Annotated in this window: 14 protein-coding genes; 7 read left to right on the forward strand and 7 right to left on the reverse strand. The window is 70.4% G+C overall.

Translation table 11 applies throughout. From position 1 onward, the window contains the following. Positions 1-83: 83 nt before the first annotated feature. The gene (locus KFLA_RS24510) at positions 84-695 is read right to left on the reverse strand and encodes a hypothetical protein (protein ID WP_012922514.1); all 612 of its coding nucleotides are present in this window, start codon (positions 693-695) and stop codon (positions 84-86) included. Positions 696-857: 162 nt separating this feature from the next. Here KFLA_RS24510 and KFLA_RS24515 point away from each other — a divergent pair, with 162 nt between their 5' ends. After that, complete coding sequence (locus KFLA_RS24515) at positions 858-1406, forward strand: hypothetical protein (RefSeq protein WP_012922515.1); 549 nt, start codon at positions 858-860, stop codon at positions 1404-1406. Positions 1407-1446: 40 nt separating this feature from the next. Here the strand turns inward: KFLA_RS24515 and KFLA_RS24520 are convergent, their stop codons facing one another. Beyond that, positions 1447-2019, reverse strand: a complete 573-nt coding sequence (locus KFLA_RS24520) for a winged helix-turn-helix domain-containing protein (protein WP_012922516.1) — start codon at positions 2017-2019, stop codon at positions 1447-1449. A 206-nt stretch (positions 2020-2225) separates the two neighbouring features. Next, positions 2226-3500, reverse strand: coding sequence for a glycoside hydrolase family 18 protein (locus KFLA_RS24525; protein ID WP_012922517.1), 1275 nt, complete (start codon positions 3498-3500; stop codon positions 2226-2228). 244 nt (positions 3501-3744) lie between these two features. Here KFLA_RS24525 and arfA point away from each other — a divergent pair, with 244 nt between their 5' ends. From arfA to glgB, 5 genes are all read left to right on the forward strand, one after another. Next, on the forward strand, positions 3745-4728 hold the full coding sequence (gene arfA / locus KFLA_RS24530; RefSeq protein WP_012922518.1) for a channel-forming protein ArfA/OmpATb: 984 nt from the start codon (positions 3745-3747) through the stop codon (positions 4726-4728). Between the two features lie 118 nt (positions 4729-4846). After that, positions 4847-5458: a sunset domain-containing protein gene (locus KFLA_RS24535; RefSeq protein ID WP_012922520.1), complete on the forward strand. Its 612-nt coding sequence runs from the start codon at positions 4847-4849 to the stop codon at positions 5456-5458. Positions 5459-5765: 307 nt separating this feature from the next. Next, positions 5766-7490 (forward strand): maltose alpha-D-glucosyltransferase, encoded by a 1725-nt coding sequence (gene treS, locus KFLA_RS24540; RefSeq protein WP_049797431.1) that lies wholly within the window; start codon positions 5766-5768, stop codon positions 7488-7490. Continuing rightward, on the forward strand, positions 7487-8902 hold the full coding sequence (locus KFLA_RS24545) for a maltokinase N-terminal cap-like domain-containing protein (protein ID WP_012922522.1): 1416 nt from the start codon (positions 7487-7489) through the stop codon (positions 8900-8902). The genes treS and KFLA_RS24545 overlap by 4 nt, the downstream gene beginning before the upstream one ends. Before the next feature lie 104 nt (positions 8903-9006). After that, the gene (gene glgB, locus KFLA_RS24550; RefSeq protein ID WP_012922523.1) at positions 9007-11301 is read left to right on the forward strand and encodes a 1,4-alpha-glucan branching protein GlgB; all 2295 of its coding nucleotides are present in this window, start codon (positions 9007-9009) and stop codon (positions 11299-11301) included. 67 nt (positions 11302-11368) lie between these two features. Here the strand turns inward: glgB and KFLA_RS24555 are convergent, their stop codons facing one another. The 3 genes from KFLA_RS24555 to KFLA_RS24565 all read right to left on the reverse strand — a co-directional run bounded on the left by KFLA_RS24555 (position 11369) and on the right by KFLA_RS24565 (position 15559). Next, positions 11369-12679: a hypothetical protein gene (locus KFLA_RS24555; RefSeq protein WP_012922524.1), complete on the reverse strand. Its 1311-nt coding sequence runs from the start codon at positions 12677-12679 to the stop codon at positions 11369-11371. 143 nt (positions 12680-12822) lie between these two features. Continuing rightward, positions 12823-14124, reverse strand: coding sequence for a hypothetical protein (locus tag KFLA_RS24560; protein WP_012922525.1), 1302 nt, complete (start codon positions 14122-14124; stop codon positions 12823-12825). A 94-nt stretch (positions 14125-14218) separates the two neighbouring features. Continuing rightward, a complete protein-coding gene (locus tag KFLA_RS24565) occupies positions 14219-15559 on the reverse strand; it encodes a hypothetical protein (protein WP_012922526.1) in 1341 nt (446 codons plus the stop codon). A gap of 95 nt (positions 15560-15654) precedes the next feature. Between KFLA_RS24565 and KFLA_RS24570 the strand changes: the two genes are divergently transcribed. Further along, the gene (locus tag KFLA_RS24570) at positions 15655-16680 is read left to right on the forward strand and encodes an NUDIX hydrolase (protein ID WP_148256727.1); all 1026 of its coding nucleotides are present in this window, start codon (positions 15655-15657) and stop codon (positions 16678-16680) included. Positions 16681-16692: 12 nt separating this feature from the next. Here the strand turns inward: KFLA_RS24570 and KFLA_RS24575 are convergent, their stop codons facing one another. Continuing rightward, the gene (locus tag KFLA_RS24575) at positions 16693-17943 is read right to left on the reverse strand and encodes an RNA polymerase sigma factor (RefSeq protein WP_012922528.1); all 1251 of its coding nucleotides are present in this window, start codon (positions 17941-17943) and stop codon (positions 16693-16695) included. Between the last annotated feature and the right edge of the window lie 14 nt (positions 17944-17957).

Consider the following 17957-nt stretch of genomic DNA (forward strand, 5'->3'; position numbering starts at 1 on the left):
GGGCCGGGGTGCGTTGCACCACGCAACCGGCAACAGAACAAGAGCAGAAGGCTGTGCTCCGGCCCTTGCCGCACGGTGCGGCGTCAGGACTGCCAGAGGAAGGCGGCCTGGCCGCACGGGAAGCAGGCGAAGGTGTAGCCCGAGCCTCCGCCGAGGTTGATCTCCGCGCGACTGGTGCCCTGCTCGAGTTGGGCGACGAAGGCCATCGGCTGGGCGCAGGAGGAGCACGTCGGCGTCTCGTCGCCCTGCAGCCAGGACGGCTCGCCGGCCAGCTGGCCGAGGATCTCGCGCCGGGAGATGCCCTGCGTATCCGCCCACTGCTCGCGAGCTTTCTCGTAGGGCAGGTCGACCACCGTGGGGTTGACGCCGGACGCCTCCGGCAGCAGGGTCTCCCCCGTCGCCGGAACCTGGGCAGGAACCAGCCCCGCGGCCGGGAAGACCAGCGCCCGGTTACCGCCGAAGGCCGGGTCCCACTCTTCGCACAGGCCGGGGTCGTTCTGGCACATGAAGACCGACACGACGTGCGCCTCCGGCTCCGCGCCGTCCACGAACAGTTGGGCGAGGAACTGCATCGACCCGCCGCACGAGGAGCACGTCGGCCACTCGAAGCCCTCCGGCACCAGCGGCACCCCGCCGGTCCGCGTCCCGGGCGCACCGTCGTCGACCCGCCCCGCGTACATCATCAAAGTCGTCATGCCGGGAGCCTAGGACAGCCCGGGGACCAGCCAGGCCGGGGTTGGCAATCGTTTCGATCAGGATCGTGACTGCGGCGCGGGGCAGGGCAGATCTTGCAGAGTTGCGGGCGGCGTCGATGCCACCAGTGAGGACGAATCCCGAGGAACTCGAGGAGCAGTTGCATGTCTCGTACCAGACTTTTCGCCGTGCTGGCCGTCGTCGGTGCGGCCGTGGCCGGGATGGCCGGACTCGGCGCGCCGGCGGCCGCGGGCACCCCTCCCACGCCGTCGGCTGCCGGCCAGGTCGCCGTCCAGCAACTGATCGACGAGAAGCTGCGGAAGCTTCCGGGCGGCCGGCAGGTCGGGCCGAACAAGATCGTCTGGGAGCACCGCGGTGCCTCGCTGGAGTTCGGCACGATGAGCCGGTTCAACTGCCAGTACGAGTACTTCTGCCTCTACGGGGACTCGGACTACAACGACGGTCCGGACCGGACACCCTGGAAACTGACCCTCTGGACCTGTGGCTGGCACAACCTCGGGGACTACGGGGTCCGCGACCAGACCAGCTCGGTGGTGAACAACCAGACCCCGGGCACCCGGGCGGCCCTGCACCACTACCACGCCGACACCAACCCCGAGTACGGCACGCGCCAGATGTGGAGCTCGGCGGCCTACGGCTATTCCAACCTCGTGTACCCGAACGACGAAGCCGACCACGCCACCCTGTGCTGATCCGACTGCGCTCCGGCCACGGTTCCAGCCACCCCCGGATTCAGGCAGCCGGCAGGAGGTGGAAGCCCACGCCGCGGACTGCCTGGATGGTGACGGAGGCGCCGAGCTGGGCCAGCTTCTGGCGGAGTCGTTTGACGACCGAGTGGATGTGGGAGCCGTGGCCGAGATGCTCGTTGCCCCAGACGGCGTGGTGCAGGCGTTGGTAGGTCCAGACCTGGCCGGGGTGTTCCACCAGGCAGTGCAGGAAGTCGTGCTCGAGGCGGGTGAGCGGGATCTCGCGATCCTTCCAGCGGACGACCCGGCGGTCCTCGTCGAGGCGGAGGGCGGCCGGGAGCTCCACCACGTTGCCGACCACGTCGCCGGCCGGGGTGGGCGTGGCCGCCCGGAGGTGAGCAGAAGTCTCAACCGCTGGCTCCGGCGGCAGGACTCCTCGCGTGAGCACGACAGGCGTGGACGCGGCGCCGGCGGTCAGCTCGAGGAAAGCGCGGGCCTGGTCCGGGCTGGAGACCAGCAGCAACGCGTCGGCACCGCTCAGCAGCCGGGCGAGCTGAACCCGCTCGGCCCTGCTGGTGGCGACACCGATGATCAACGACGAGTCCGGCAGTTCTGCCATGGAGCCCCCTCCGCTCGACTCTTGGCCGGGACAGGCGCAGGGACAAGTACGCGCAACCGCGAGGGTTAAGTCAAGGGAAACCCTGCGTCCACAGCTGGCACATCTGCGACCTGTCGTAGACCGGACAAGCGGTACGACGGCAAGGGCGTCCGGCCCTCCTGCCGGGACGGGGCAGAAGGACCGGACGCGGGAACCGGCTGCCGGAATCAGCCGATGGTCTTCACGGCGGTGATCAGCGCACCGTTGCTGGTGTCGCCGGACAGCTCCCAGAAGAAGGCACCGCCGAGTCCTTGCTGGTTCGCGTACGTCATCTTGCTGCGGATCGTCGCAGGCGTGTCGTAGCCCCACCACTGGCCGTTGCAGAACGCGTACGCCGTACCGCCGACGGTTCCGGTGGACGGGCAGCGGGTCGAGATCAGCTTGTAGTCCTCGATGCCGGCCTCGTACTTGCCGGGCGCGGCCCCGGTCGCGCGGCCACCCGGCGCGGCCTGGGTGACCCCGGTCCAGCCGCGGCCGTAGAAGCCGATGCCGAGCAGGATCTTCGAGGCCGGGATGCCCTTGGACTTCAGCTTCTGGATCGCCGCGTCGCTGTGGAAGCCGGCCTGCGGGATCCCGGCGTACGCCGTGAGCGGCGAGTGCGGCGCGGTCGGGCCCTGGGGGTTGAAGGCACCGAAGTAGTCGTAGGTCATCGGCATGATCCAGTCGAGCTTCTGCGCCGCCGTCGCGTAGTCGGTGGCGTCGATCTTGCCGCCGTTGGTGCCGTCGGCGGTGATCGCGGCGGTGACCAGCGCGGACGAGCCGAAGCGGGTCCGCAGCGCGCTGATCACGGCGTTGAACGCGTTCGGGCCGGAAGCGTCGCAGCTCAGGCCGCAGGCGTTCGGGTACTCCCAGTCGATGTCGATGCCGTCGAACACGTCGGCCCAGCGCGGGTCCTCGACCAGCCGGTAGCAGGAGTCGGCGAACGCGGCCGGGTTCTTGGCCGCCTCGGTGAAGCCGCCGGACCAGGTCCAGCCGCCGAACGACCAGACCACCTTGATGTTCGGGTACTCGCGCTTCAGCTTGCGCAGCTGATTGAAGTTGCCGCGCAGCGCGCCGGTGTCCCAGGTGTCCGCGACACCGTCGACCGACCCGGCCGCGTCGTACGCCTTGTCGTAGGCGGCGTAGGAGTCGCCCATCGCGCAGCGGCCGCCGGTGGTGTTGCCGAAGGCGTAGACGATGTTGGTCAGCTTCGCGGCCGAGCCGCTGGTCTTGATGTTCTTCACGTGGTAGTTGCGGTCGTAGACACCCCACTCGGTGAAGTAGCCGACGACGCGTTTGCCGGCGGCGACCGCGTTCGTACCGTCCTGCTGCTCGACCACGCGGGTCGGCAGGGCCGGCGAGGCGGCGTCGTCGGACGGAGCGGCCGCGACAGCGGCCGGAACCACACCGGTGCCGAGCAGTGCGAGCGCGGCGACGACAGTGGGCAAGGGGCGGATTCTCATGCTGTTCCTCCTGGGGGCGGTAGAGGCACTGAGCGCACCCTACTCAGCACAGCCGGTTAACAAAAGAAGAAACCGAAATAAAAATGGACATGCGATCACCGGCGCGCTGGGCGAGCGCTTGCCGAGCTGCCCGGACCCGGCCCGGAAACAAGTGCCGACCACAGGCTGATCCGGGGTGCGTCGGCCCTGCTTCACGGAGTAATCTCCTCGCGCACGGTCAGTCGGCCGGATCGACGGAGGAACAGTGCCTGGTTCAGCACGGCGGCCCGGTCGCCTCTGGCTGCTTGCACTGGTGGTCGTGCCGCTGGTTCTCGCCGCGCTGCTGGTCGCGGTCAAAGGTGAGGGACTGCGCTCGGCCACTGCGGACGACGGCGGCGCCGAGACGGCCCAACCGTCTCCGAGCGCCACGGCGTCCTCGAGATCCACCGCGGCGCCGACACCCACGGGCCTGCCGAGTACGCCGCCGGCGTCCGAGCCGGCCGTCGCGCCGTTCGCCGTCGTCCGGACCGATGGCGGGCTCTCGGTGACCGCGGTGGTGCAGAGCCAGGCCGCCCGCGACACGATCACCAGCGAGGCGCAGGCCCTGCTGGAGGCCGGCGAGACCTTCGCCGACCACCTGTCGGTCGACCCGTCCGTCGGCCCGTTGAACCCCGCCGCCCTGGTCGGCGTGCTGCGGACGGTGGCGACGGCGACGACCGGGACCACGGTCAGCTTCGACGGGACGTCGGTGACGCTGACCGGGGCGGTCGCCGACCAGGCGACGAAGGCGACGGCGGCGCGCGCGGCCGCGAAGGCGGCGCCGGGCGCGGTGGTCGCGAACCAGCTGCGGGTGCCGTCAGCGGAGAAGCCGCCGCTGAGCGAGGCGTGCCAGACCTTCGAGAGCCGGCTGGCGCAGCTGACCAGTCAGCACAAGATCATCTTCCTGTCCGGCACGGCGATCGTGAACGAGAAGTCGCGCGGCTCGGTCGTCCGGGTGGCCGCGTTGCTGCGCACCTGCGGCACCGCCCGGGTGGAGCTGGCCGGTCACACCGACAATCTCGGCGACCCCAGTACCAGCCTGCCGCTGTCCCAGCGACGCGCGGACGCCGTCAAGGCGACGCTGGTCCGCCTCGGCGTGCCGGCCGGGCGGATCATCAGCCGCGGCTACGGCGAGTTCGAGCCGGTGGCGTCCAACCGAACCTCCGCCGGGCGGATCGCGAACCGCCGGGTCGAGATCCGAGTGCCGTAGGGGATCCGATGAATTGGCTGTACGCGCAGGTCTGGTTCCTGCTGCTGGTCGCGTTCGTGCTCGGCAGCGCAGCGGCCTGGTTGCTGCACCGGCTGCTGCCGACCCGGAGCTCGCGCTGATGGGCGACCTGCTCCGCGACCACTGGGCGTGGGAACTGGCCGCCTTCCTCTTCGGCGCGCTGATCACTTGGGTCCTGCTCCCTCAGCGGGAACCCGCGCTCCCCCGGCCTCCGGCCGAGGAGAAAGAAGAAGAGGAGAGAGTCCTCGTCACCGCGGGCGCGCCGCCGGAGCCGGCGTCCGAGCCGACACAACCCCGACGAGCGTTCAGCACGCCGGAGCCGGCGCCTGGGCCGGGACAACCTCGGTGGGAGTTCCGCGGGGCGGATCCGGAACCCGGGGTGGCGGAGACCGGGTTCTCGCAGCAAATGGAGCAGGTGGGGGTTGCGGGGCCTGCGGCGTTCGGGGTCCGGGCGGGCGACGGTGAGGTCGCGGAAGGCAAGTACGGGCCGGGGTCGGCGGACGCGGTGCCTCATCAAGGGCCGCCGGACGGGTTCAGGATCAAGGGCGTCGTCGGCTCGATGCTGTTCCACACCCCGCAATCCCCGGACTACGGACGGACCCGGCCGGACGTCTGGTTCCGCACCGAGGCGGATGCCGTCCGCGCCGGTTTCGCCCACGCCGTACGCCGCCCACGCCGTACGCCGGTACCGCGCCGCGACGACCAGAACTAACGGCCGAGCCGCCACGAAAGCAACGCGTTCCGGGTCACGAATCGGCTTCCGGATAGGGCGATCCGGCCCCTATTTGCTTGTACTGGCAAAGCACCGTCACACTGAGCAGAACGCCGCTCCGGACCGCCCATCCCACGGCGTCAATCCACTGCACCCCCGGACACTGCCGGACGCTGTTCCCTTTTGAGATGCCCACCACCGGGTACGGGAACTGCTGCCGGCCACGGTGTCCACCCGCGCGTCGCCGGAATCGTCCGGCGGCGGCAGCCCGTACTACCGCTAGGTTTGGACCGAGGGGATACACCCGATGGAGGTGAGCGTGACCGACATGCTGCCGGAGCAGCACCACGGACTGACGAAGAGTGACCCGCTGTGGTTCAAGCGGGCCGTCTTCTACGAGGTCCTCGTGCGGTCATTCAAGGACTCGAACGCCGACGGAATCGGCGACCTGCAAGGCTTGACCGAGAAACTCGACTATCTCGAGTGGCTCGGCGTGGACTGTCTCTGGTTACCGCCGTTCTACCCCTCACCGCTGCGTGACGGCGGTTACGACATCTCCGACTACACCAACGTGATGCCCGAGGTCGGCACGATCGCCGACTTCGCCGCGTTCATGGAGGCCGCGCACACCCGCGGCATCCGGATCATCGTCGACTTCGTGATGAACCACACCTCGGACCAGCACCCCTGGTTCCAGGCGTCGCGCAACGACCCCGAGGGGCCGTACGGCGACTTCTACGTCTGGTCCGACCACGACGAGGCCTACTCGGACGCGCGGATCATCTTCGTCGACTCCGAGACCTCGAACTGGACCTGGGACCCGGTCCGCCAGCAGTACTTCTGGCACCGGTTCTACTCCAACCAGCCCGACCTGAACTTCGAGAACCCGGCCGTCGGCGACGCGATGATCGAGGCGCTGAAGTTCTGGCTCGACCTCGGCGTGGACGGCTTCCGGCTGGACGCGGTGCCGTACCTGTTCGAGGAGGAGGGCACCAACTGCGAGAACCTGCCCAGGACGCACGAGTTCCTGAAGCGGGTCCGCAAGGAGGTCGACGCGAACTACAGCGACCGCGTTCTGCTGTGTGAGGCGAACCAGTGGCCGGCCGACGTGGTCGAGTACTTCGGCGACCGCGAGTCCGGCGGCGACGAGTGCCAGATGGCCTTCCACTTCCCGGTGATGCCGCGGATCTTCATGGGCGTGCGGCGCGAGTCGCGGTTCCCGATCTCGGAGATCCTGGCCCAGACCCCGCAGATCCCCGACACCTGCCAGTGGGGCATCTTCCTGCGCAACCACGACGAGCTGACGCTCGAGATGGTGACCGACGAAGAGCGCGACTACATGTGGGGCGAGTACGCCCAGGACCCGCGGATGAAGGCAAACATCGGCATCCGCCGCCGGCTCGCGCCGTTGCTCGACAACGACGTGAACCGGATGGAGCTGTTCACCGCGATGCTGCTGTCGCTGCCCGGCTCGCCGATCCTGTACTACGGCGACGAGATCGGCATGGGCGACAACATCTGGCTCGGTGACCGCGACGGCGTCCGGACCCCGATGCAGTGGTCGCCGGACCGCAACGCGTCGTTCTCGACCGCGACGCCGGGCAAACTCGGCCTGCCGGTCATCATGGACCCGGTCTACGGCTACCAGGCGGTGAACGTCGAGGCCGAGATGGAGAACGCCTCGTCGCTGCTGCACTGGACCCGGCGGATGATCCAGACCCGCAAGCAGCACCCGTGTTTCGGGATGGGTACCTTCACTGACCTAGGCGGGTCCAACCCGAGCGTGCTGTCGTACGTCCGCGAGTTCGGTGACGACGTGGTGCTCTGCGTCAACAACCTGTCGCGGTTCCCGCAGCCGATCGAGCTGGACCTGCGGCAGTGGCAGGGCGTCGAGCCGGTGGAGCTGCTCGGCGGGGTGCACTTCCCGACCATCGGGGAGCTGCCCTACCTGCTGACGCTGGGCGCGCACGGCTTCTACTGGTTCCGGCTGCCGGTGAACAAGTCGGCCGATCGTGAGGAGAGCTCTTCGTGACTTCCCATCTGGGCCAGGTCCAGTCCTTCTGCGCCAACCAGCGATGGTTCGGTGAGAAAGGACATGACGTCGACGTCGAAGCGATGGCCACCTCGGTGTGGCTGTCGGACGAGGGCGTCTGGCCCGCGGTCCGGATCGGGTTCGTCTACTGCTCGGGGCCGCCCGGCGCCGAGAACGCGATCCGGGTCTACCAGCTGCCGCTCAGCTACCACACCGCGCCGGTCGACAACCTCGGCCACGCGCTGGTCGGTGACTGGGAGGAGCCGGACCTGGGTGACACCCACGTCTGGGTGTACGACGCGCTGCACGACAAGGAAGCGACGCCGTACTGGCTGGACGCGCTCACCCACGGCCGGACGCTGACCGGGCTGGAGTTCCACCCGGTGCACGCGCCGGAGCGCACGCTGGTGGTGCCGGACGACGCCCAGTCGCTGGTGCTCACCGTCGAGCAGAGCAACACGTCGCTGGTCTTCGGCGACACCGCGCTGCTGAAGGTGTTCCGCCGGCTCGAACCCGGGAGCAACCCCGGGGTCGAGATCGAGTCGGCGCTCACCGAGGCCGGCTCGGAGCTGGTGCCCGAGGTCCTGGGCTGGGCGCGGGGCTCGTGGCCGCGCGCCGGCGGTGGCACCGACTCCGGCGACCTGGCGATGATGACGGCGTTCGCGAAGAACTCGACCGACGGCTGGTCGTACGCGACCACGTCGGTCCGCGACCTCTACGCCGAGGCCGACCTGCACGCCGAGGAGGTGGGCGGGGACTTCGCCGGGGAGTCGCACCGGCTCGGTGCCGCCACCGCCGAGGTGCACTCGGAGCTGGCCAAGGCGCTCGGCACCGACGTGTGGGAGCCGGCCCAGATGGTCGAGCACGCGGCCGCGATGCAGCGCCGGCTGGACAAGGCCGCCGCGGCGATCCCGGAGCTGCGCCCGTACGCCGAGGGTCTCGGCCGGGCGTTCGCCGCGCTGGCGGCGTACGGGCAGCCGGTGCCGGTGCAGCGGATCCACGGTGACTTCCACCTGGGTCAGGTGCTGCGCACGATCGAGGGCTGGAAGCTGATCGACTTCGAGGGTGAGCCGGCCAAGTCGCTGGTCGAGCGGCGGGCGCTGGACACCCCGATCAAGGACATCGCCGGGATGCTGCGCTCGTTCGACTACGCGGCCCGGTCGTTGCTGGCCGACCACCAGGGCGACCAGCAGATCGCGTATCGCGCGGCGGAGTGGGCCAACCGCAACCGCCGGGCCTTCTGCGACGGCTACGCCGAGGTGGCCGGCACCGACCCGCGCGACCAGGGCGTGCTGCTCAGCGCGTTCCTGGCCGACAAGGTGATCTACGAGACCATGTACGAGGCCCGCAACCGGCCGAGCTGGCTCCCGATCCCGCTGGCCGCGGCGGCCCAGCTCAGCACCACGGAATAGCCGGCCGCGACGCCCTGCGCCACCCCTGACCGGGTTTGTGTACGGCCGTGACGGACGGGTACGGGATGCGGGAATCGAGTAGTCCATCGGGCAGGATTGGGTGCATGGGATCGAGCGAGCGTGGTGGTGAGGTGCGGACGCCCTTGTCGGAGGCGATGACCGAGCCGGTGAACAGGCCGGCCGACGAGCCGAACCGCCAAGTGGGACAGGCCGTGGGCGATGCGCGACGGCCGGTTCCGGTCGACCGGGCGGTGCTCGAACGGCTGGTGGCCGGGACCTATCACGATCCGCACCAGGTGCTCGGTCCGCACCTGGGCGAGGGTTCGGTGACACTGCGGGTGCTGCGGCCGTTCGCGAGCACGGTGACCGCGCTGTTCGACGGCCGGCGGGTCGAGCTGGAGCACGAGTTCGAGGGCATCTGGGTCGGCGTGCTCGAGGTCGACAAGGTGCCCGACTACCGGCTCGAGGTGACCTACACCGACGGGCCCGCGGTCGAGCTCGACGACCCGTACCGCTACCTGCCCTCGCTCGGTGAGATGGACCTGCACCTGATCGGCGAGGGCCGGCACGAGCAGCTGTGGACCGTGCTCGGTGCGCACGTGCGGCGCTACGAGGGGCCGGGCGGCGTCGTCACCGGGACGTCGTTCGCGGTCTGGGCGCCGAACGCGCAGGGCATCCGGCTGACCGCCGACTTCAACTTCTGGGACGGTCGCGCGCACCCGCTGCGCACGATGGGGTCGAGCGGCGTCTGGGAGCTGTTCGTGCCCGGCGTCGGGCCGGGCACCCGGTACAAGTTCGACATCTGCGGCCGGGACGGTGTCTGGCGGCAGAAGGCCGACCCGATGGCCAACTTCGCCGAGACCCCGCCGGCGAACGCGTCGGTCGTGCACGAGTCGACGTACGAGTGGAAGGACGAGGCCTGGCTGGAGCGGCGGGCCGCGGCGCAGGCGCACGCCGAGCCGATGAGCGTCTACGAGGTGCATCTCGGCTCGTGGCGCAAGGGCCGCTCGTACCGCGAACTGGCCGACGAGCTCGTTGCCTACGTCAACGAGATGGGCTTCACCCACGTCGAGCTCATGCCGGTGATGGAGCACCCGTTCGGCGGCTCCTGGGGCTACCAGGTCACCTCGTACTTCGCCCCGACCTCGCGGTTCGGCGATCCCGACGACTTCCGCTTCCTGGTCGACCGGCTGCACCAGGCCGGCATCGGCGTGCTGGTCGACTGGGTGCCGGCGCACTTCCCGAAGGACGCCTGGGCGCTGGCCCGGTTCGACGGCACCCCGCTGTACGAGCACCCCGACCCGCGGCGCGGCGAGCAGCCCGACTGGGGCACGCTGGTCTTCGACTTCGGCCGGCCGCAGGTGCGCAACTTCCTGGTCGCGAACGCGCTGTACTGGGCCGAGGAGTTCCACATCGACGGCCTGCGGGTCGACGCGGTGGCCTCGATGCTCTACCTGGACTACTCGCGCCAGGAAGGTCAGTGGGTGCCGAACCAGTACGGCGGCCGGGAGAACCTCGAGGCGGTGTCGTTCCTGCAGGAGATGAACGCCACCCTCTACAAGCGGGTGCCGGGCGTGATCACGGTCGCCGAGGAGTCCACCTCGTGGCCGGGTGTCACCCGGCCGACCCACCTGGGCGGGCTCGGCTTCGGCTTCAAGTGGAACATGGGCTGGATGAACGACTCGCTGCGCTACCTGGAGCACGAGCCGATCTACCGGCAGTACCACCACAGCGAGCTGACGTTCTCGATGATGTACGCCTACTCCGAGAACTTCGTGCTGCCGCTGTCGCACGACGAGGTGGTGCACGGCAAGGGCTCGCTGCTGCGCAAGATGCCGGGCGACCGGTGGCAGCAGCTGGCGAACCTGCGCGCGTACCTGGCGATGATGTGGGCACACCCGGGCAAGCAGCTGCTGTTCATGGGCAGCGAGTTCGGCCAGGAGTCGGAGTGGTCCGAGAAGGGCGAGCTCGACTGGTGGCTGCTGAACCACACCGACCACCAGGGCCTGCACCGGCTGGTGAAGGACCTCAACAGCGTCTACAAGGACACCAGGGCCCTGTGGGGCAGCGACCACCTGCCGGAGCGGTTCTCCTGGATCGACGCCAACGACGCCGCCAACAACACCTTCTCCTTCGTCCGCTACGGCGAGCAGGGTGAGCCGACGCTCGCCTGCGTGGTGAACTTCTCCGCCGTCCCGCACCACGGGTACCGGCTCGGCCTGCCGTACGAGGGCCACTGGCACGAGGTCGTCAACACCGACGCCGACGTGTACGGCGGGTCCGGCGTCGGCAACCTGGGCGGCGTGACCGCGGACGGCCCGGGCTGGCACGGGATGGCGACCAGCGCGGACATCTCGGTGCCGCCGCTCGGCGCGGTCTGGTTCCGCCACGACGGCTGATCCCCGCACGGACAGCGAAACGCCCTGAGTGCCTCGTCGGCACCCAGGGCGTTTCCGTTCGGCTGGTTCAGCTCACGTGCAGGGTGAACGGGTAGGTGTAGCCGGCGTCCACCGGCAGTCCGGTGGTGCTGGTCGACGACGCGACCCACCAGCGGAACTGGGTGTCACCGAGCCGGCTGAAGGCGAACGGGCCGCTCTCCGCCCGGCCGGCCGACAGCGTCCGGTACATCAGGCCCTGCCACTGACCGCTCGCGTTCTTGAACTGCAGCGCGACCTGGTGCGACCCGTACGGCGCGACGGTGACTCGGGCGTTCGGCTGCTGCCCGAGCGTGATCGTGTCGTCGGCGAAGCTCGCGTCGATGACCTGCGGGGTCGCCCGGACCGATCGTTCCGCGCTGATGCTCTGGTAGTGCGCCGCACCCGATGCCGCGGCCGTCTTCAGCACCGCCCGGTACTGCCGGGCGCCGGGGTTGCTGACCACGAACTGATACTTGCCCTGGGCATCGGTCTTGCTGACGCCGACGGCGTACCAGGCGCCGCCGTCCTCACGGGCCTGCAGCGCCAGCTCGTGGCCACCCAGCGCCGCGGTGTCGGTCACGTCCTCGCAGTTCCCGGCCGCCGGGTTCTGCAGCGTCTGCAGGAGGATCGAGCCGGTCATGGTGATGCGCGTACCGTAGCCGGTCGAGGCCGGGGTGCTGAAAGCGGTGCTCGAGGAGCGTACCCGGACGCCGGCCAACTTGCTCTGACCCCACTCGCTGACGTTCAGCAGCTCCAGCGCGTACGGCGAGATCTGCTTCGGCACGCTGCCGTACGGCGCGGTGGTTGCCGGCAGCACCACCGTCTTGCACTCGTCGGTGGTGCCCGGCGTGACGCCCAGCGTGAGCTTCGGCACGAACTGCACCGGTGCGTCCACGTCGAGCGGGTCGTTCGGCGTGCTGTCGACGGCCGTGTCGGCCGGGAACTGCCAGTTCAGCACGCCGGTGCCGGTCATCACCGGTGCCAACGGCGTCGCACCCCGCACGTACCGGTCGAAACCGGCCGAGCGGGCCTCGGCGGTGCTCGGGTCCGAGACCACGATCTTCGCGACGCTCGCCGGATCGTTCGTCGGCTCCAGCGCCGACGGCTCGACCACCAGCTGGTTGTCGCCGGCCGCCGTGGTGGTGCCGAGCGTCTTACGCGGCTTGCCCGGCAGCTCGAGCGAGACCGTGTTCGGAATGCCGGCGGCCTCGGTCCAGCTGATCCGGACCTTGCCGTCCACCCAGGCGACCTGGACCTCCGAGGCCGCCTCGGCCGCGGCCGGCGTCGCGTGAGCGACCACCGGAGCTCCCAACCCACCCAGCAGAACCAGCGCCGTCAGTGACTTCTTCAACATGTTCATGTCCCCCTGCTCGATCGTCTCAGTGCCTCGTCGTCCGGAGGCACTGTTGAGATGACCTCACCCGGGAAAAGGTTGAGCGGGTTCGAAAGAAACTTTCCGGCGACTACCGCGTGGGGCTTAAGCATTGACCGCGGGCTGTGGGCTCAGGTGACCGTCACGGTGAAAACCGGGCTGACCACCGATTCGGCTCCCCCGCTCGCCGGGACCCACCAGCGGAACCGGGTGGTGCCGCGCCGGTTCCACGGGAAACTGACCAGCCCGCGTCCGGCGTACAGGGTTTTGTAGGTCACGCCCTGCCAGGCGCCCGCGGCATTGCGGAACTGCAGCGCCGCCTTCTGGGTGCCGGCCGGGTCGACCCAGAGGTAGGCCTGCGGCCGGGTGCCGAGGCGGACCACCGGCTGGATGAACTTCGCCGACACCACCCGGGTCAGCGAGCGGACCGTGATCACGCCGCTCGTCCCGCCGTACCAGGCTGACTCGAAGGCGGCCGTGTTCGGCCGGACCACCCGGTACTGACGGTGCCCGGGATTCTTGACCACGGCGGTGTAGTCGCCGTTCACGGTGGTCCGGACCGTGCCGACGACGGTCCACGGCGCCGTGCTCGACGTCCGCTGCTGGACGGTCAGCGGCTGGTTCGAGAGGTCGACGCGCACCTCGTCGCAGACCGGCGGCCGGCCCTGCTCGAACATCACCGTGCCTTCGGCGTGACCCTTGATCGTGGTCGTCGCGCCGTACGCCGTGGCGGCCGGCCCGTCGGCGGTGACGGTTTGTGTCGTGCCGACCTGGAGGTAGCCGACGTCGGCGGTCCCCCACTCGTTCGTCATGGTCAGGAACAGGTCGTACGCCGTGCCGGGGTTCGGCACCAGGCCGGTCCGCTCGGTGGTGGCAGGCAGCTCGGTGTCCTTGCACTCGTAGTTGCCGACCGGGTCGTCGTCCACCCGCTGCATCGGCTGGTACGTGTACGCCTTCGGCAGGTCGAGGGGGTCGCCGGGGGTGCCGTCGACGGAGGTGTCGGCCGGCGCGGTCCACCGGACCCGGTCGCCGGCGAAGGACAGCGCCGCGCCACGCTGGGCGTGGTGGAACCGGTCGAAGTCGACCGACCGGGCGGTGGTCGCGGTGCCGTCGGAAACGAGGATCCAGCTCGTGTGGCGCGGATCTGCCGTGTACCCGAGCTGGGTCGGGTCGACCAGGTACTCGTTCGGCTGATCGGCGGTCGTCGTACCGAAGCGGACCGCGGCGGTCTCCGGATCGTCGGTGTGCAGGGTCAGCGTGTTCGCCGCGGCGGTGGTTTCGGTCCACGTGATCTTGATCAGCTCGTGCGTGGCGTCGGCCCAGCCGATCGTCACGCTGCCGACGGCGGCCGGCGCCGCCGAGGCCGGAGCGGGAAGGGCCTGCGCGGCGAGCAGCAGCGCGAGGCCGGTGGTCAGTGTCGTCGTGAGCGTCATCGGAGCCCCCAGGTGTCGTTACCTGATCGATGAGGGCACGGCCGAAAAAGTTGCGGCGGCGTCCGGAGGTCAGGACGCCGCCGCACCGTTCGGGTCAGTTCACGGTCAACGTGAAGACCGGGCTGTAGACGGCGTCCGCGCCGCCGCTGGCCGGCACCCACCAGCGGAACTGCGCCGAGCCACGGCGGTTCCAGGGGAAGGTGGCAGTGCCGCGGCCGGCGGACAGGGTCTTGGTGGTGACGCCCTGCCAGACACCGCTCGCGTTCTTGAACTGCAGCGCCGCCTGCTGCGAGCCGGCCGGTTCGACCCACAGGTAGGCCTGCGGAGTGGTGCCGTAGGTGATCACCGGGCTGATGAACTTCGCCGACATCACCCGCGTCGTCGACCGGACCACCTTGGTCGCGCTGGTCGCCCCGTACACCGCCAGCGGACCGCTGGCCGTGTTCGCCTGGACGACGCGGTACTCGCGGTAGCCCGGGTTCGTGATCACGGCGGTGTACTTGCCGGTGCTGTCGGTCTTGACCGTGCCGACCACGGTCCACGCGGCGGTGCTCGAGGTCCGCTGCTGCAGGACCACGCTCTGGCCGGCGGCCGGTCCGTTGGCCTCGTCGCACGCAGGCGGCGAGCCGCTGATGTAGAGACTGCGCCGGCTGACCTGCCCGGTGAGCGTCGTACTCGTCCCGTACGCCGTACTCGCCGGCCCGGTGAGCGTCACACTCGGGGTGGTGGTCACCTCGGCCGACCGGCCCGGGCGGGCACCCCACTCGTTGTCCACGTTGACCCGCAGGCTGTAGGGGCGGCCGATGTTCGGCAGCACGCCGGTCGGGGTCGTGGTCTCGGGGTAGTCGACGACGTCGCACTCGATGTTCGCGGCGGCCGGATCGGGATCGACGGACCGCTGGACCAGGTACCGGTACTCCTTCGCCACGTCCAGCGGATCGCCGGGCGTCCCGTCGGTGGTGGTGTCGCCCGGCACCGTCCAGCGAACCTGGCCGTCGGTCGTGTGGGAGAGCGCGATGCTGGACGGCACGTAGCCGAAGGTGTCGAAGTCGACCGACCGAGCGCTCGTGCCGTCCGGCGCGGCGACGACGATCCAGCGCTTCACCGCCGGGTCAGCGGTGGTGCCGAGACTGGCCGAGTCGATCACGTACTCGTTGGGCGCGTCCGCCGGCGTCGTACCGAACTCGGCCGGGGCGCCCCCTGCGGCGCTCGAGAGCACGGTCAGCGTGTTGGCGACCGGGCTGCTCTCGGACCAGGTGATCCGGATGTTGGTGTGCTCGACGTCCACCCACTCGACCTGGACCCCGCTCAACGCCGCGGTCCGTTGTGTCCCGGTACTGACCGGTGGCCCCGCGGCCGCCGTACCGGTTGCGGTCAGTAGCGCCCCCACTGCGACCAGTGCCCCGCCCACTCGCGCGGCCGTCCCCTTCAGCATGCGTGCTCCTCTCGGCTTACCCGCCATGATGCGGGTTCCGGCCGGAAAGTTGCGCACCCAGGGCCGGCGAACGGCTGTGCGGTAGCGTTTCGGGCGTGACTGGTGTGCCGCCGCAACCGACGTTGATCGACGGGGAACTGACGCTGCGCCCGTGGCGGGACGAGGACATCGACGTCGCGCACGGCCTGGCCGACGACCAGATGGTCCGCTGGTTCGGGCTGGCCGGTACGCCGCCCCGGTCCGAGCTCGCCGACGCGGTCGCGAGCTGGCGGCAGGGGTACGCCGACGACCGGTCCGCGGTGCACTTCGTCGTCGAGCTGTCCGGGGAGACCGGTCCGGTCGGCACGGTCGCGGTCCGACGGCTGTCCCCCGGCGTCGGCACGGTCACCTGGTCGACGTACAAGCCGTACCGCGGCCGGCGGGTGGCGCAGCGGGCCGTCCGGCTGCTCGTGGTCTACGCCTTCGGCGAGCTCGACCTGGACCGGCTCCAGGTCGAGGTGGATCCGGAGAACCGGGCGGCGGCCCGGGTCGCGATCCGCTCCGGCTTCCGGCGGGAAGGGCTGCTGCGCGGCGGCGCCGTCCTGCAGGGCGAACGCCGCGACGTCGCCGTGTACGGCCTGCGCCGCGACGACCCGCGGGCCGACACCCTGTCCGGCTGGACCGCGCTGATGGACTCGGTGCTGCCCAAGAAGCGGGTGATCGCGCACGTCGTCGTCCGGGACCGCGCCGGCCGGGTGCTGCTGTGCAAGGTCAGCTACAAGTTGGACCTCGAGCTGCCCGGTGGCGTGGTGGAGCCCGACGAGGACCCGGCGACCGGCGCGCTGCGCGAGATGGAGGAGGAGCTGGGCGTCGCGCTGCCGATCCACGGCGTGCTCGCGATCGACTGGCTGCCGCGCTGGGAAGGCTGGGGCGACGCGATCGAGATCCTGTACGACGGCGGCGTGCACGATCCGTCCCTGATCGACACGCTGCGGCCCGACGGCTTCGAGATCCTGGGGCTGGGCTGGTACGGGCCCGAGGAACTGGCCGGGCTGGTCTCCCCGCTCAACGCCCGTCGGCTGCCGACGGTGCTGGCCGACCCGACCGTCCTGCACAATCTTCGCGACGGCGCGACGTACTGATTCTGGGCCGGTTCACCGTCCGGGCGCCGCGACCGGCAGCGCCGCTCGCCGCCGCGCCAGGAACCGCTGCTCGGCGCCGTTGGCGGTGAGCGCGACCGCCTCGTCGTACGCCGCGGCTGCCTCGCGGGCGCGCCCCAGCCGCGCGAGCACGTCGGCCCGGGTGGCCGGCAGGTAGGCGTACGACCGTAGGGCCGGTTCCTTGCCGAGGGCGTCGAGCTCGGCCAGTACCGCGGGGAGGTCGGCGCCGGGGACCAGGCTCTGCGCCGCCGCCCGGTTCAACGCGACGATCGGCGACGGCCAGCTGAGCAGCATCGCGTCGTACATCCTGACGACCTGGACCCAGTCGGTCCGCTCCCACGAAGGCGCGGTCACGTGCAGTCCGGCGACCGCGGCCTGAAGGGCGAACCGGCCGGGAGTCTCGGCTCGGCGGAGTGCGACCGTCGCCCGCTTGACTCCCTCTCCCAGCAGGCGCGCGTCCCAGCGCGACCGGTCCTGATCGGCCAGCAGCACGAGCTCGCCGTCGTCGCTCAGCCGCGCGTCGCCTCTGGCCTGCGTCATCAGCAGCAGTCCCAGCAGGGCCAGCGGTTCCGGTTCGGTGGGAATCAGACGGACGAGCATCCGCGCCAGCTCGATCGCCCGTCCGGTCAGGTCCGCGCGGGTCAGCTCCGGTCCGGCGGCGACGTGCCCGGCGGTGTAGACCAGCTGGACCACGGTCAGGACGACGTCCAGCCGGGCGGCCAGTTCGTCGTCGGCAGGGATCCGGTACGGGATGCCGGCGGTCGCGATCTTCTTCTTCGCCCGGGTGATGCGCGCCGCGGCGGTCGGCTCGCTGATCAGCAGACCGGCGGCGACCTCCCGGGTGGTGAGCCCGCAGATCAGCCGCAGGGTCAACGCCACCTGCGAGTCCCGGGCCAGGGCCGGGTGACAACAGGTGAAGACGAGCCGCAGCGGATCCGTCGGCTGGTCTTCGTCGTCCGCGCCGGCCGGCTCCTCGATCAGCAACGGCAGCTTGCGCCGCAGGGTGGTCTCCCGGCGCAACCCGTCCAGCGCCAGCCGGCGGGCGACGGTCGTCAACCAGCCCGCGGGGTTGTCCGGGATGCCGTCCGGCCAGGTCCGCAGCGCCCGCACGAACGCCTCCTGCGCGCAGTCCTCGGCCAGGTCGAGGTCCCGGGTCAGCCGCACCGTCGACGCCAGCACGACCGACCAGCACTCCCGGTGCGCCCGGCCGACCAGTTCGGCGACCTCCCGCGCGCTCGCTCCCACTCGTCACCTTCTCT

The organism is Kribbella flavida DSM 17836 (genome assembly GCF_000024345.1).
GTDB classification, from domain to species: domain Bacteria; phylum Actinomycetota; class Actinomycetes; order Propionibacteriales; family Kribbellaceae; genus Kribbella; species Kribbella flavida.

Excerpts from the sequence above, each read along its gene's own strand:
- KFLA_RS24510 (WP_012922514.1), bottom strand. The coding sequence starts at position 695 with ATGACGACTTTGATGATGTACGCGGGGCGGGTCGACGACGGTGCGCCC.
- KFLA_RS24515 (WP_012922515.1), top strand. The coding sequence starts at position 858 with ATGTCTCGTACCAGACTTTTCGCCGTGCTGGCCGTCGTCGGTGCGGCC.
- KFLA_RS24520 (WP_012922516.1), bottom strand. The coding sequence starts at position 2,019 with ATGGCAGAACTGCCGGACTCGTCGTTGATCATCGGTGTCGCCACCAGC.
- KFLA_RS24525 (WP_012922517.1), bottom strand. The coding sequence starts at position 3,500 with ATGAGAATCCGCCCCTTGCCCACTGTCGTCGCCGCGCTCGCACTGCTC.
- KFLA_RS24535 (WP_012922520.1), top strand. The coding sequence starts at position 4,847 with ATGGGCGACCTGCTCCGCGACCACTGGGCGTGGGAACTGGCCGCCTTC.
- treS (WP_049797431.1), top strand. The coding sequence starts at position 5,766 with ATGGAGGTGAGCGTGACCGACATGCTGCCGGAGCAGCACCACGGACTG.
- glgB (WP_012922523.1), top strand. The coding sequence starts at position 9,007 with ATGGGATCGAGCGAGCGTGGTGGTGAGGTGCGGACGCCCTTGTCGGAG.
- KFLA_RS24555 (WP_012922524.1), bottom strand. The coding sequence starts at position 12,679 with ATGAACATGTTGAAGAAGTCACTGACGGCGCTGGTTCTGCTGGGTGGG.
- KFLA_RS24560 (WP_012922525.1), bottom strand. The coding sequence starts at position 14,124 with ATGACGCTCACGACGACACTGACCACCGGCCTCGCGCTGCTGCTCGCC.
- KFLA_RS24565 (WP_012922526.1), bottom strand. The coding sequence starts at position 15,559 with ATGCTGAAGGGGACGGCCGCGCGAGTGGGCGGGGCACTGGTCGCAGTG.